Origin of the sequence: Microbacterium aurugineum, assembly GCF_023101205.1 — a bacterium.
Lineage (GTDB): Bacteria > Actinomycetota > Actinomycetes > Actinomycetales > Microbacteriaceae > Microbacterium > Microbacterium aurugineum.
This window is the reverse complement of the sequence record NZ_CP078078.1, coordinates 1,808,292-1,821,629: the sequence shown is the minus strand read 5'-3', so window position 1 is coordinate 1,821,629 and position 13,338 is coordinate 1,808,292. Positions and strand designations below refer to the sequence as shown.

Genomic DNA, 13,338 nt, shown 5'->3' with positions numbered 1-13,338 from the left:
GTCACGGTCGGACGTCCGTCAGCGCATCCCCCGCTGCATGTCGAACGTCAGCAGGGCGGACGACTCGGCGGCGGAGCGGTGGCGCTGCTCTCCGAGGAGGAAGAGCTCGGACGGGTCGATGTACAGGCCGCGGCGGTGTCGCTGCGGGCGCTGCGCCCTCTGGAACAGCCAGAGGCCGATCCGGAGGGAGAGACGATCCGCGAGCGAGAGGCGGCGCAGTTCGTCGGGACGGGGGATCTGGAGGACCTCACGGTCCTCGATATCGGGCGGGTGGGAGACGCTGCGGTGCAACGTGGTGTTCACGGTGATTCCTTCGTGAGTGATGGTGAGATGGGGTGCGGAAGCACCGACGCCCGACCGCCGAAGCAGTCGGGGACGGTGCGGAGGGATGCGGCTCCTCGGTCCTGCGAAGACGCAGATGCCGAAGGCGGCGGAAGATCCGTGATCTGGAGCAGATCAGAGGGTGGGGCGCGGAAGGACCGACCGGAGACGGCCCACTACGGGCCGGGATTCTCGGGGTGCGGTTCTAGCAGAGCGCGCTCGAGCGGACGCCGGCGGTTACCGAGAACGCAGGGCGCGGCGCGAAATGCGCGGGCGCGGCGAGGCCAGTGGCCTGTGCGTTGAGCTGAATCATCATCGGTAACCTCCTTTCGTGTGGCGATCCGCACGCCACCGTAGCGAACGCGCGCCGGAGACGTCAAGCATCTCGCCTCGGACTCGGCGTGTCGCGCCGCCATCCGGTTCCGTGGGCATCCGCGCGGGATCACCGTTCCGGCCCGGAATTCCGGTAGCGTAGCCGCGTGATTCTCCCCGGACGAGCGGTGCCCGCATGCATCTGAAGAGCCTGACGCTCAAAGGGTTCAAGTCGTTCGCGCAGCCGACGAGTTTCGTGTTCGAGCCCGGTGTCACCTGCATCGTCGGTCCGAACGGCTCCGGAAAGTCCAATGTCGTCGATGCCCTCGCCTGGGTGATGGGGGAGCAGGGGGCGAAGACCCTGCGCGGCGGCAAGATGGAGGACGTGATCTTCGCGGGCACCTCGACCCGCGGTCCGCTCGGGCGCGCCGAGGTGCAGCTCACCATCGACAATGCCGACGGCGCTCTGCCGATCGAGTACGCCGAGGTGACGATCAGCCGCACGCTGTTCCGAAACGGTTCGAGCGAGTATGCGATCAACGGCGAGGGCTGCCGTCTTCTCGACCTGCAGGAGCTCTTGAGCGACTCAGGTCTGGGGCGCGAGATGCACGTGATCGTGGGTCAAGGACGTCTGGACACGGTCTTGCAGGCCTCCCCGGAAGATCGACGGGGCTTCATCGAGGAGGCCGCCGGAATCCTCAAGCATCGGCGACGTAAGGAGAAGACCCTCCGCAAGCTCGACGCCATGCAGACCAATCTCACCCGTCTGAGCGACCTCGCCGGAGAGATCCGGCGCCAGCTCAAACCCCTGGGGCGCCAGGCGGAGATCGCGCGGGAGGCGCAGACCATCGCCGCCGTGGTCCGTGATGCCAAGGCGAGGATCTTCGCCGACGACGTCGTCGCTCTGCGCACCGCTCTGGCCGACCACACGCGCACCGAGCACGAACGCCACACCGAACGCCTGGTGCTGTCGGACCAGGCGGAGACGGTGCGGGCGAGCATCGCGCGCCTCGAGCACGAGCAGAACTCGGTCGCCGTCGACGAGGCGCGCAGCGTCGCCTTCGGGCTGGAGCAGGTGCAGGAGCGGATGCGCGGCCTCTACACGCTGGCGAATCAGCGCCTCGCGTTGCTCGGATCGGAGGAGGACGACGCCGCCGTCACCACGGTCACCGTCACTCAGGCCACGATCGACGAGGCGAAGGAAGAGATCGACGTGATCTCCGCGGGGCTGGGGGATGCGCAGGACGCGGCCGCGTCGGCGAGCCGCGAAGTGGTGCAGGCCCGCGCAGAACTGGACACGCTCGACGTGGACATCGCCGAGCAGAGCGCACTGGTCTCCGAGTACGACATGCGCATCTCCGCGCTGCGTGGCACGGCCGACGCGGCCTCCTCGGCCCTCGCCGCGGTGCGTGGGGCCGTTCTCCGGCAGGAGAATGCGCTCGAAGCGGCGAACATGCGTCGTCGGGAGGCCGCGGATGCGCTCGAGGCGATCGACGATGCCGAGGCGCCCGAGGGCACCGCCGTCGAGTACGCCGCCGCGTACGACAGTGCCCAACGCGCCTCCACGGCGGCGGAAGCGGAACGGGAGACCCTGCGCGAGCGCCTGCACACCGCTGAGCGTGAGGTCGATGCTCTGACGGCGAAGGCCGCCGCGCTGAGCAGTGCACTGGCGCTGTCCGGTGGAGCGGCAGAGGTCGTCGAAGCCGGCGGGCGGGGCGTGCGCGGGCTCGTGGGTGACTCCGTGCAGGTCCGCGCCGGCTTCGAAGCAGCGATCGCGGCGGTGCTGGGCCCGCTCGCCGAGGGCGTGCTCATCGATACCGCCGCCGATGCCTTCGCGCAGGCCGAGCAGGCGGCCGAGCATCGCCGGGGAGTGGTCGACTTCGTCGTCGCGGACGTACCTGCCCCCCGGTCCGTGGTCGTCGCACCCATCGACGGTGTCACGCCTGCGGTGGAGACCGTCACCGCCCCCGATGGTGTTCTCGGCATCCTGTCCCATGTCCTCATCGCGAACGACCTGGATGCGGCTCGTGCTGCGCGCACAGCGCTCGACACGGCGGGTGACACGTCCACGACGATCGTGACTGTCGGTGGCGATGTGATCACGGCGCACACCCTGCGAACCGGGTCCGGAGGCGAGCGCTCACGGCTCGAGCTCGCCGCGGAGCGGGATGCCGCAGCGGAACGCCTCGCCGAGGTCCAGATCGTGGTCGACTCCCTCCGTGAGGCTCGGGAGGATGCGAACGAAGCGGTGGAGACGGCCCGGCGCCAGGCGAAGGATGCGCTGCGGGCTCTCCGCGAACACGACGCCGCTCTCGCCACGCATGCGGAGCAGCTGAACCGGGTCACGGTGCGGCACGAGTCCGCGGTCGCCGAATGCGAACGACTCGAGACGGGGCTCGCCCAGGCGCAGACCGCCGTTGCCGACGCCGAGGCGAAGGCCACCGATGCGAAAGCCGCACTGGACGAGGCGATCGCCACACCGCGCCCGGTACTCGACGCTTCCGCTCGCGACGGACTCCTGGAGGCGCTCGAACTCGCCCGGGAGGGAGAACTGCGGTCACGTCTCGAGATCGAGACTCTGCGTGAGCGGGTGCGTGCCGCCCAGGCGAGGGTGGCGAGTCTCGAACGGCAACGCGAACAGGAGCGGGATGCCGTGGCGGAAGCCGCACGCCGTGCCGTGATCCGTCGCGCTCAGCGCGAGGCTGCCTCCGGGGTGGCCGACGAACTCCCGCGCATCCTCGACTCGCTCGACCGATCGGTCACCGAAGCCCGTGTCGCTCTCGCCGAAGCCGAGGCGGCGCGGTCGGCGCAGAACCAGGAACTCGTTGCCCTGCGTGCCCAGGAGACGTCGCTCCGGGAACGCCTGGCGGGGCTGACGGAGAGCGTGCACGGGCTCGAACTGCAGATCCACGAGAAGAAGCTGCACCTGAGCAGCCTGCTCGAGCGGGTGTCGTCCGAGCTGTCACTCGACGAAGATATTCTTGTAGCGGAATATGGTCCCGATCAGATGGTTCCTCGTGATCCGGGGACGGAACAGGCCGCCGAGGACGCGCACGACGACACCGCCATCCCGTTCGATCGTCGCATCCAGCAGCGTCGTCTGGCCGAGGCGGAGCGGAAGCTCGCGCAACTCGGCCGGGTGAACCCTCTGGCGCTCGAGGAGTTCGCTGCGCTCGAACAGCGCCATGCCTTCCTCACGGAGCAGCTCGCTGACCTGACGCAGACGCGGGAGGACCTCCTGACGATCATCGCCGACCTCGACGAACGGATGGAGACGATCTTCGCGAGCGCCTTCGAAGACACCAAGGAGGCCTTCGGCCAGGTCTTCCCGCTGCTCTTCCCGGGCGGGACCGGGAGCATCTCGCTGACCGATCCCGAAAACTTGCTGACGACCGGCATCGAGGTGTCGGTGCGTCCGGTCGGGAAGAAGATCGAGAGGCTGTCGCTCCTCTCCGGCGGTGAGCGTTCGCTGGCCGCCGTCGCGCTGCTCGTGGCGATCTTCAAGGCGCGACCGAGCCCGTTCTACATCCTCGACGAGGTCGAGGCCGCGCTGGACGACGCGAACCTCGGGCGGTTGCTCACGGTGTTCGAGCAGCTGCGGGAGAGCTCCCAGCTGCTCATCATCACCCACCAGAAGCGCACGATGGAGATCGCGGATGCGCTCTACGGTGTCTCGATGCGTCAGGACGGCGTGTCTGCGGTCGTCGGGCAGCGGGTCGGAGACAGGGCGGCCGCCGCCGTCTGACCGATCGAGGTCGGCTTCGCGGTCGATTCGCCCGCGCTACCCGTAGGCTGGAGGGATGGCGGAGAAGTCTTGGTCACTCGGTCGCGCACTGCGCGGCATGTTCGTCAAACCCACGATCGATGAGACCACGTGGGAGGACCTCGAGACAGCGCTGATCACCGCGGACTTCGGTCCCGACATCAGTGAGCGCGTCGTCGAGGAACTGCGTGCGAAGGTCGACAAGTACCGCACCACCGATCCCCAGGACCTGCAGCGGATGCTGCGGGAGACCCTGGAGGAGCACTTCGCGAAGTTCGACACCACCCTCAAGCTCACCGAGCGTCCTGCCGTCGTGCTGGTCGTCGGGGTCAACGGCGTCGGCAAGACCACGACCATCGGCAAGTTCACGAAGTTCCTCCGCGGCTACCAGCGCAGTGTCGTGGTCGGTGCGGCGGACACGTTCCGTGCTGCTGCGGTCGATCAGCTCGCCACGTGGGCGCAGCGCGGGGGTGCAGCGATCGTCCGCCCGCAGCAGGAAGGTCAGGATCCCGCCTCCGTCGCCTTCCAGACTGTCGAGTACGCCAAGCGCGAAGGCATCGAGATCGCGATCATCGACACCGCCGGGCGTCTGCACACCAAGGGCGGTCTCATGGACGAGCTCACCAAGGTGCGGCGGGTGATCGAGAAGCAGGCGCCCATCAGCGAGGTCCTTCTCGTCCTCGACGCGACCACCGGGCAGAACGGCGTGATGCAGGCAGAGGCCTTCCTCGAGCACGCGGGCGTCACGGGGCTCGTCCTCACCAAGCTCGACGGCTCGGCCAAGGGCGGGTTCGTGCTGGCCGTTCAAGAGCGCACCGGCATCCCGGTCAAGCTCCTCGGGCAGGGGGAGGGGATCGACGATCTCACCGGTTTCACGCCTCATGTCTTCGTCCAATCCCTGGTCGGCTGAGGACGGGACTACCGCCGTGAGCACGAGGCTGGTTTCATAGCGTTATGGCGATCGAACACGACTACTTCGGACTCCTGTCCTCGGGCCCCGACGGCTCGATCTTCTGGTCGGAGACCGTGGAGCTCGGTGACCAGAGCGTCACCGTCGATCTGACCGCGCCGGACCAGGACGATGTGTCCGCCGACGCGCTCGACATCGCCGCCGGACTCATCGCCGGCCTCGAGAACGTGGACGGGACGGCACGTCGCGGCATGCTGGCCGAGGTGGACGACCGCACGAGCGAGGTGACCGAGTACATCCTGCAGCAGCAGGAGGCCTACGGCGATGACCTCCCTGACGTCCTCGTCGATGTGTCGGGCGACGCCGCGGTGGACATCATCCGCTCGCTCCGACTGATGAGCATGACGATCCTGGCCGACGAGCACGGCGGTTCGGAACCCTTCGCCGTGCTCGAGTACGCCCTGGACGACAGCTCGTCCGACGATGTCCTGCTCGTGAACCTCGGCTCGGACGGTTCCGTCCAGTCGGTGATGAGCGCCGACTGAGGCGCCACCGCCGCGGGAGGCGCCTGTGACCGGGCGTGGTCAGACGGCCTGTGCGAAACCGAGGTCCGCGCTGTCTGCGATGTGCGCGAGGTGCTTGGGGATCTCCCGTCCCTTCGACACCATCGACTGTGCCCACAGGCGACCCGCGCGGTAAGACGAGCGCACGAGGGGGCCGGCGAGGACGCCGAGGAAGCCGATGCGCTCGGCCTCTTCCTTGAACTCCACGAACTCGGCCGGCTTCACCCAGCGCGCGACGGGGTGATGGCGCGGTGACGGACGCAGGTACTGCGTGATCGTGATGATGTCGCAGCCGGCGTCATGGAGGTCGTGCAACGCCTGGACGACCTCCTCCGGTTCCTCGCCCATCCCCAGGATCAGGTTCGACTTCGTGATCAGACCGGCGTCGCGGGCCTGCGTGAGCACATCGAGTGAGCGCTCGTAGCGGAACGCCGGACGGATGCGCTTGAAGATGCGGGGCACGGTCTCGACATTGTGCGCGAACACCTCAGGGCGGGCATCGAAGATCTGCCCGAGGAAGGCCGGATCGGCGTTGTGCTCGTTCGCGAGCAGTTCGACGCCGGTGTTCGGATTGAGCTCGTGGATCTTCCGGACGGTCTCGGCGTTGAGCCAGGCGCCCGTGTCGGGGAGGTCGTCCCGCGCGACGCTCGTCACCGTGGCGTAGCGGAGGTTCATGCGCACGACGCTCTCGGCGACGCGGCGGGGCTCGTCGGTGTCGTAGGCGTCGGGCTTGCCGGTGTCGATCTGGCAGAAGTCGCAGCGGCGGGTGCACTGCGAGCCCCCGATGAGGAACGTCGCCTCCCGGTCCTCCCAGCACTCGTAGATGTTCGGGCAGCCGGCTTCCTGACACACCGTGTGCAGGTCCTCGCTCTTCACAAGAGAGTGCAGCGCCGTGTATTCCGGGCCCATCTTCGCTTTGGTCTTGATCCACTCGGGCTTGCGCTCGATGGGGGTCTCGGCGTTGCGGACCTCCAATCGGAGGAGCTTGCGTCCTTCGGGGGCGGCGGTCATGCGGGAACTCCTGCGTACTCGGTGAGGAAGGCGGTCGTGACGTGATCGATGACGTCGGCGGGGGAGACGTCGGCTCCGACGATCTCGCTCACGGTGGTGACTCCGGCATCGGTGATGCCGCACGGGATGATCCCGCGGAATCCCACCAGGCTGTTGTCGCAGTTGATCGCGAAGCCGTGCATCGTGACGCCCTGCTGCACTCGCACGCCGATGGCCGCGACCTTGTCCTCCGAGAGCGGGCGGCGAACCCAGACGCCGCTCCGTCCGTCGACCTGGTACCCCTCCACTCCCAGAGGGCGGAGCACATCGATCAGGATGCGTTCCAGCCGCCGCACGTGAGCGACGACGTCCATCGGTTCGGGGAGCCGGACGATGGGATACCCGACGAGTTGGCCGGGTCCGTGCCAGGTGATCTTTCCCCCGCGGTCGACGTCGATGACGGGTGTGCCGTCCTGAGGGCGTTCGCGCGGCTCGGTGCGCTTGCCGGCGGTGTAGACCGCCTCGTGCTCGAGCAGGATCAGTGTGTCCGGTCGACTCCCGTCCACGACCTCGGCGTGAACGCGGCGCTGCAGCTCCCACCCTTCGGCGTACGGTACGAGGTCCGGAGCCAGTCCCGGAGTGAGGATGTCCAGCATGAACGTCTCCCATCATCGACTAGTTGGATTGGGTCTAACAATACTCCCGACGAGGCACATCGGATGCATACCGGTCGCGCGCGGTAGCGTGAGGGCATGAGTTCCACCGGCCGTGCAGGGCGCCCCAAGGCGTCGTCCCGCGAGACTCTCGCGGAGGCCGCATGCGAGCTCTTCCTCGAACGCGGGTACGACGGCACATCGGTGGCCGACATCACTCAGCGCGCAGGCGTGAGCCGATCGAGCTTCTTCAACTACTTCACTTCGAAGAGCGACGTGTTGTGGTCCGGCGTCGACGAGCGGATCGAGGACGCGCTCGAGTCCCTCGAAGAGCTCGGGACGCGCGCGACGGGGGGAGCCGTCCGTGGCATCCTTCTGCTCGTCGTCCGAGACTTCGCGCCCGATGCATTGGCTCTCGCGCTCCGTAACGCGGCAGCCATGGGGCTCGAGGACGAACTCGTTCGCGACACCGGTCTGCGTCTGGCGAAGCTTTCTGCAGGGGTGTCGCGCGCGGCTCGCGGTTCCGGGGTCGATGCGGTGCGTGCCGACATCCTCGGCGCGGCGCACGCCGCGGCCGTCTTCTCGTCGCTGCGGGTCTGGGCCGAGCAGGGGGCCGGCCGGGGTACTCCGGAAGCCCTGCTCGCCGATGCGATGGGGACGATCCACGACCTTCCCTGGTCGGACTGACCCCCGCGAGGCGACCGAGCTCCGTGCCGCGCTGAGCGCGGAGGCTCCGCTCGCGTAGAATCGACAGCACCATGGCTACCTTTGGCACGCTCTCCGATCGGCTCACCGAGACCTTCCGCAACCTTCGCACGAAGGGAAAGCTCACCGCGGCCGACGTCGACGGCACCGTACGGGAGATCCGTCGCGCGCTGCTCGACGCCGACGTCGCGCTCGTCGTCGTCAAGGACTTCACCGCCAGAGTGCGTGAGCGCGCGCTCGGCGACGAAGTCAACAAGGCGCTGAACCCCGCGCAGCAGGTCGTGCAGATCGTCAACGAGGAGCTCGTCCAGATCCTCGGTGGCGAGCAGCGTCGGCTGCAGTTCGCGAAGACCGCTCCGACCGTGATCATGCTCGCGGGTCTGCAGGGTTCGGGTAAGACGACGTTCGCGGGCAAGCTCGCGAAGCAGCTCGAGGGCGAAGGGCACACGCCCCTCCTGGTCGCCGCCGACCTTCAGCGCCCGAACGCCGTCAACCAGCTCCAGGTCGTGGCGGAGCAGGCCGGCGCCACCATCTACGCGCCGGAGCCCGGCAACGGCGTCGGGGATCCGGTGAAGGTCTCGCGCGACGGTGTCGACTACGCGCGACGGCAGCAGCACGACGTCGTGATCATCGACACGGCCGGCCGTCTCGGCGTCGACGCCGAGCTCATGAAGCAGGCCGCCGACATCCGCAAGGCGGTCACGCCCGACGAGGTCCTGTTCGTCATCGACGCGATGATCGGTCAGGATGCCGTCAACACGGCCAAGGCGTTCCAGGAGGGTGTCGACTTCACCGGTGTCGTGCTGTCGAAGCTCGACGGTGACGCACGTGGTGGCGCGGCTCTCTCCGTGGCCTCCGTGACCGGCCGTCCGATCATCTTCGCGTCGACGGGCGAGCGCCTCGAAGACCTCGAGCCGTTCCACCCCGACCGTATGGCGAGCCGGATCCTCGACCTCGGCGACATCCTGACCCTCATCGAGCAGGCCCAGCAGGCCTTCGACGAGGAAGAGGCCATGAAGATGGCCGAGAAGCTTGCGACCGAGGCCTTCACCCTCGAGGACTTCCTCGACCAGCTTCAGCAGATGAAGAAGATGGGTTCGATGAAGAAGATGCTCGGGATGCTTCCGGGCATGGGGCAGATGAAGCAGCAGCTCGAGGACTTCGACGAGCGTGAGATCGATCGCACCGAAGCCATCATCCGTTCGATGACGCCGGGGGAGCGGCGAAACCCGAAGGTGCTCAACGGCTCGCGCCGTCTGCGCATCGCCCGTGGTGCCGGCATGACGGTCACCGACGTGAACCAGCTCGTGCAGCGGTTCGAGCAGGCCGCGAAGATGATGAAGACGGTGGCCCGAGGGGGCACGCCCAACATCCCCGGTATGGGTGCGGTGCCCGGCATGGGACGTCCCGGTGCTTCCTCGAAGCGGGGGAAGGGCAAGAAGGGCAAGTCTTCCGGCGGTTCTCGTTCGGGTAACCCGGCCAAGCGCGCTGCGGAGAACGCGGGCATCACCTCCTCGGCCGCACCCACGGGGTCGGGCTTCGGGCTGGGTAATGCCCCCCAGGCTCCCAGCGAGGCCGATCTCGCGGAGATCCAGAAGCTCTTCGGCAAGGGCTGAGCCTGGTCAGCGCGGTGCGGTGAGCACGGGCGCGACCGCCGAGGCGGCGGGACGTCCCGGTCCTGCTGCCGGACGCGCAACGATCTGGCCCAGCACCAACGCGCCGAGCGTCAGCACGAACCCGATGGCCTGGAGTGGCGTGAACCACTCGCCCGCGACGAGCGCGCCGAGCAGGGTCGCGACGATCGGGGAGAGCAGCGCGAGGAGCCCCGGCACGATCACCGGCAGTTGCTGGACCCCGCGGAACCAGAGCGAGTAGGCGACGATGCCGCCCACCGTGCCGAGCCACAGATACCCGAGCGTGGCTTCACCGTCGATCCGCGACGGCACCCCTTCGACGAGCAGAGTGACCGGCAGCAGCAGAAGACCTCCGGCGCTGAGCTGCCAGCCGGCGTAGGCCACCGGTCCGACCCCGCTCGGCCTGCCCCAGCTCTTGGTGAGGATCATCCCCATTCCGGTCGCGGTGACACCGCCCAGCGCGGCGAGGACTCCCCAGAGATCGAGATCCGCCGCAGGGCCGAGGACGACCAGGGCGACACCACCTGCTCCGACCACGGCGGCAGCCGCGGTGAGCGGTCGGATGCGCTCCTGCAGCACGAGCGAACCGAGAGCCAGCACGATGACCGGTTGAGCACCGGCAACCGCTGCCGCCACCCCGCCGGGGAGGCGTTCGGCAGCGAGGAACAGGAGAGGGAAGAACGCGCCGATGTTGAGTGCGCCGAGTGCCATCGACTTCCACCACCACGAACCGTGCGGAACCCGTCGGCTCAGGACCACGGCGAGAAGGCCGGCGGGGAGGGAACGCAGGAGCGCGGCGAACAGAGGGTGCCCGGGCGGGAGGAGTTCTGTCGTCACGAGATAGGTGGTCCCCCAGGAGATCGGTGCGAGGGCGGTGAGGAGCACGAGCATCACGCGGTTCATACCTCCAGCGTGCGCGCCGTGCGTCGATGAGTCCAACGCATGGTTGTCACAGCTTGCATGAGGGTTGATCATGGATACATGGAACTCCAACAGCTCCGGTACGTGGTGGAGGTGGCTGCCACCTCGAGCTTCACCAGGGCCGCTGAGCGCTGCTTCGTGACTCAGTCGGCCCTCAGCCACCAGATTGCTGCACTCGAGCGGGAACTCGGCCGGCGACTGTTCATCAGGTCGAGTCGGAGCGTTCGATTGAGCGAGGCCGGCGAGGCGTTCGTCGGGCATGCGCGTGCCGCGGTCCGGGCGGCGGAACAGGCACGGGAGGATGCCGCCGCTGTCGACGGCGCGGTGGTGGGGACTCTCCGGATCGGTGTCATCCCGACCGTGACGGCCATCGATCTCCCCGCCGTGCTCATGGCCTTTCGTGGACAACACCCACAAGCACGAGTCGAACTGCAGGTGGGGAACAGCGACACGCTCGTCACCCGCCTTCGTCGCGGTGATCTCGATGTGGCACTCCTGGGCCTGCGCGACGGCGTGGACCCGGTCGGCGTGGCATCACGTGTCCTGTCGCGTGACCGACTCGTGGCGGCGGTCCCTCGCGGGCACGCTCTTGCGGGCGCGGAAGCGATTCGGATCGAGGACCTGGCCGATCAGACCTTCGCGGACTTCCCGGCTGCGACCTCCGGCCGGGCGCAGAGCGACGCCGCGTTCACGTCCGCGGGAGTGACGAGGGATGTCGCGTTCGAAGCCGACTCGGCCACTCTCATCCTCGGCCTCGTCGAGGCGGGGCTGGCGGTCACGCTTCTCGCACCGGAGACGGTGGCGCGATCGGGCGCCGATGTCGTGACCATCGACGTGCTCGACGGTCCCCGGCGCGTCGAGTACGTGGCCTGGGACAAGGCTGCGCCCCGGACGGTGGCCAGGGCCTTCCTCGCGGTGCTGGCTGCGGTTCCGGGGGAGCACGGGGCCGAAGCCTCGTCCTCCTCGTGAGAATGCAGGAAGACGCGAGAAGCGGGTCCGGAGGTGAACTCCGGACCCGCTTCGCTTCACTCGATGCTGTTACTTGACGTCTTCGTCGACCCAGTCCATGGACTTCGTGACGGCCTTGCGCCACAACCGGAGCTGGCGGTCGCGCTCGGCTTCATCCATCGACGGCTCCCAGCGCTTGTCCTCCTGCCAGTTCGCGGAGAGGTCATCCAGACCGTTCCAGAAGCCGACGGCGAGACCGGCGGCGTAGGCGGCACCGAGCGCCGTGGTCTCGGCGACGACCGGGCGCACGACGGGGACACCGAGGACGTCCGCCTGGAACTGCATGAGCGCGTCGTTGGCGACCATGCCGCCGTCGACCTTGAGCTCCGTCAGATCCACACCGGCATCGGCGTTGACCGCATCCAGCACGTCGCGGGTCTGGAAGGCCACGGCCTCCAGCGCGGCGCGCGCGATGTGGTTCTTGTTCGCATACCGGGTGAGGCCGACGATCGCACCCCGGGCATCCGGACGCCAGTAGGGGGCGAACAGTCCCGAGAACGCGGGGACGATGTAGACGCCGCCGTTGTCCTCGACCTGCTCGGCCAGCTTCTCGACCTCGGGGGCCGAGGAGATGATGCCGAGCTGGTCGCGCAGCCACTGGATGAGCGACCCGGTGACGGCGATCGATCCTTCGAGTGCGTAGTGGGTCGGTCCGTCGCCGAGCTTGTAGCCGACGGTGGTGAGCAGCCCGTTCTTCGAGTGGACGACTTCTTCGCCCGTGTTGAAGATCAGGAAGCAGCCCGTGCCGTAGGTGTTCTTGCTCTCGCCGGTCTGGAAGGCGGCCTGCCCGAACGTCGCGGCCTGCTGGTCGCCGAGGATGCCGGCGATCGGCGTCTCCCGCAGGAGCGAGGAGCTCTCTGCAGTGCCGTACACCTCGGACGAGGAACGGATCTCCGGCATCATCGAGCGCGGCACGCCGAACGCTTCGAGGATGTCATCGCGCCACTCGAGGGTTTCGAGGTCCATGAACATCGTGCGGGACGCGTTGGTGACGTCGGTCGCGTGCACGCCTCCGTCGGCGCCACCCGTGAGGTTCCAGAGAACCCAGCAGTCGGTGGTGCCGAAGAGCAGGTCGCCTGCTTCCGCCTTCTCGCGGGCCCCCTCGACGTTCTCCAGGATCCACGCGATCTTGGTCCCCGAGAAATACGTCGCGAGGGGCAGACCGACGACCGGCTTGAACCGCTCGACACCGCCGTCGGCCGCCAGGCGGTCGACGATCTCCTGCGTGCGGGTGTCCTGCCAGACGATCGCGTTGTAGATCGGCTTGCCGGTGTTCTTGTCCCACACGACGGCGGTCTCGCGCTGGTTGGTGATACCGACGGCCGCGATGTCGTGGCGCGTCAGGTCGGCGCGGCCCAGGGCCAAGCCGATGACCTCTTGCACGTTGCGCCAGATCTCCGCCGCGTCGTGTTCGACCCAGCCGGCCTTCGGAAGGATCTGTTCGTGCTCCTTCTGTCCGGTCGCGACGATGCTGCCCTTCTTGTCGAAGATGATCGCGCGGCTCGACGTGGTTCCCTGGTCGATGGCGATGATGTAGTCAGCCACTTGTGCTCTCCTT

The 13,338-nt window shown here is 68.0% G+C and carries 11 protein-coding genes; 6 read left to right on the top strand and 5 right to left on the bottom strand.

Translation table 11 applies throughout. The annotated features are described in order from the left end of the window. Positions 1-18: 18 nt before the first annotated feature. Complete coding sequence (locus KV397_RS08880; protein ID WP_047523395.1) at positions 19-303, bottom strand: hypothetical protein; 285 nt, start codon at positions 301-303, stop codon at positions 19-21. A 526-nt stretch (positions 304-829) separates the two neighbouring features. On the opposite strand from KV397_RS08880, the gene smc reads away from it, so the two are divergent. The 3 genes from smc to KV397_RS08865 are packed head-to-tail and all read left to right on the top strand — an operon-like array spanning position 830 to position 5,851. Beyond that, positions 830-4,378, top strand: coding sequence for a chromosome segregation protein SMC (gene smc, locus KV397_RS08875; RefSeq protein WP_261811100.1), 3,549 nt, complete (start codon positions 830-832; stop codon positions 4,376-4,378). Positions 4,379-4,433: 55 nt separating this feature from the next. After that, positions 4,434-5,306, top strand: a complete 873-nt coding sequence (gene ftsY / locus KV397_RS08870; RefSeq protein ID WP_047523393.1) for a signal recognition particle-docking protein FtsY — start codon at positions 4,434-4,436, stop codon at positions 5,304-5,306. 44 nt (positions 5,307-5,350) lie between these two features. Continuing rightward, entirely contained in the window at positions 5,351-5,851 is a 501-nt protein-coding gene (locus KV397_RS08865; RefSeq protein WP_047523392.1) for a DUF2004 domain-containing protein, read from the top strand. Between the two features lie 39 nt (positions 5,852-5,890). Here KV397_RS08865 and lipA read toward each other — a convergent pair whose 3' ends face one another. Both lipA and lipB read right to left on the bottom strand, forming a co-directional pair. Then, on the bottom strand, positions 5,891-6,880 hold the full coding sequence (gene lipA / locus KV397_RS08860; protein WP_261811099.1) for a lipoyl synthase: 990 nt from the start codon (positions 6,878-6,880) through the stop codon (positions 5,891-5,893). Beyond that, the gene (gene lipB, locus KV397_RS08855) at positions 6,877-7,515 is read right to left on the bottom strand and encodes a lipoyl(octanoyl) transferase LipB (protein WP_261811098.1); all 639 of its coding nucleotides are present in this window, start codon (positions 7,513-7,515) and stop codon (positions 6,877-6,879) included. Before lipB ends, lipA begins: the two co-directional genes overlap by 4 nt. A gap of 96 nt (positions 7,516-7,611) precedes the next feature. Here lipB and KV397_RS08850 point away from each other — a divergent pair, with 96 nt between their 5' ends. Together KV397_RS08850 and ffh are read left to right on the top strand one after the other, a co-directional pair. Continuing rightward, positions 7,612-8,199, top strand: coding sequence for a TetR/AcrR family transcriptional regulator (locus tag KV397_RS08850; RefSeq protein ID WP_261812647.1), 588 nt, complete (start codon positions 7,612-7,614; stop codon positions 8,197-8,199). 71 nt (positions 8,200-8,270) lie between these two features. After that, positions 8,271-9,833, top strand: a complete 1,563-nt coding sequence (gene ffh / locus KV397_RS08845) for a signal recognition particle protein (protein WP_261812646.1) — start codon at positions 8,271-8,273, stop codon at positions 9,831-9,833. Between the two features lie 6 nt (positions 9,834-9,839). Here the strand turns inward: ffh and KV397_RS08840 are convergent, their stop codons facing one another. Beyond that, on the bottom strand, positions 9,840-10,754 hold the full coding sequence (locus tag KV397_RS08840; protein WP_261812645.1) for an EamA family transporter: 915 nt from the start codon (positions 10,752-10,754) through the stop codon (positions 9,840-9,842). Between the two features lie 78 nt (positions 10,755-10,832). On the opposite strand from KV397_RS08840, the gene KV397_RS08835 reads away from it, so the two are divergent. After that, a complete protein-coding gene (locus tag KV397_RS08835; RefSeq protein WP_261812644.1) occupies positions 10,833-11,741 on the top strand; it encodes a LysR family transcriptional regulator in 909 nt (302 codons plus the stop codon). Between the two features lie 69 nt (positions 11,742-11,810). Here KV397_RS08835 and glpK read toward each other — a convergent pair whose 3' ends face one another. Further along, on the bottom strand, positions 11,811-13,325 hold the full coding sequence (glpK, locus tag KV397_RS08830) for a glycerol kinase GlpK (RefSeq protein ID WP_131490940.1): 1,515 nt from the start codon (positions 13,323-13,325) through the stop codon (positions 11,811-11,813). Positions 13,326-13,338: the final 13 nt, after the last annotated feature.

What these genes read in the sequence shown, in the direction of transcription:
- smc (WP_261811100.1), top strand. Translation starts at nt 830, where the DNA reads ATGCATCTGAAGAGCCTGACGCTCAAAGGGTTCAAGTCGTTCGCGCAG.
- ftsY (WP_047523393.1), top strand. Translation starts at nt 4,434, where the DNA reads ATGGCGGAGAAGTCTTGGTCACTCGGTCGCGCACTGCGCGGCATGTTC.
- KV397_RS08865 (WP_047523392.1), top strand. Translation starts at nt 5,351, where the DNA reads ATGGCGATCGAACACGACTACTTCGGACTCCTGTCCTCGGGCCCCGAC.
- lipA (WP_261811099.1), bottom strand. Translation starts at nt 6,880, where the DNA reads ATGACCGCCGCCCCCGAAGGACGCAAGCTCCTCCGATTGGAGGTCCGC.
- lipB (WP_261811098.1), bottom strand. Translation starts at nt 7,515, where the DNA reads ATGCTGGACATCCTCACTCCGGGACTGGCTCCGGACCTCGTACCGTAC.
- KV397_RS08850 (WP_261812647.1), top strand. Translation starts at nt 7,612, where the DNA reads ATGAGTTCCACCGGCCGTGCAGGGCGCCCCAAGGCGTCGTCCCGCGAG.
- ffh (WP_261812646.1), top strand. Translation starts at nt 8,271, where the DNA reads ATGGCTACCTTTGGCACGCTCTCCGATCGGCTCACCGAGACCTTCCGC.
- KV397_RS08840 (WP_261812645.1), bottom strand. Translation starts at nt 10,754, where the DNA reads ATGAACCGCGTGATGCTCGTGCTCCTCACCGCCCTCGCACCGATCTCC.
- KV397_RS08835 (WP_261812644.1), top strand. Translation starts at nt 10,833, where the DNA reads ATGGAACTCCAACAGCTCCGGTACGTGGTGGAGGTGGCTGCCACCTCG.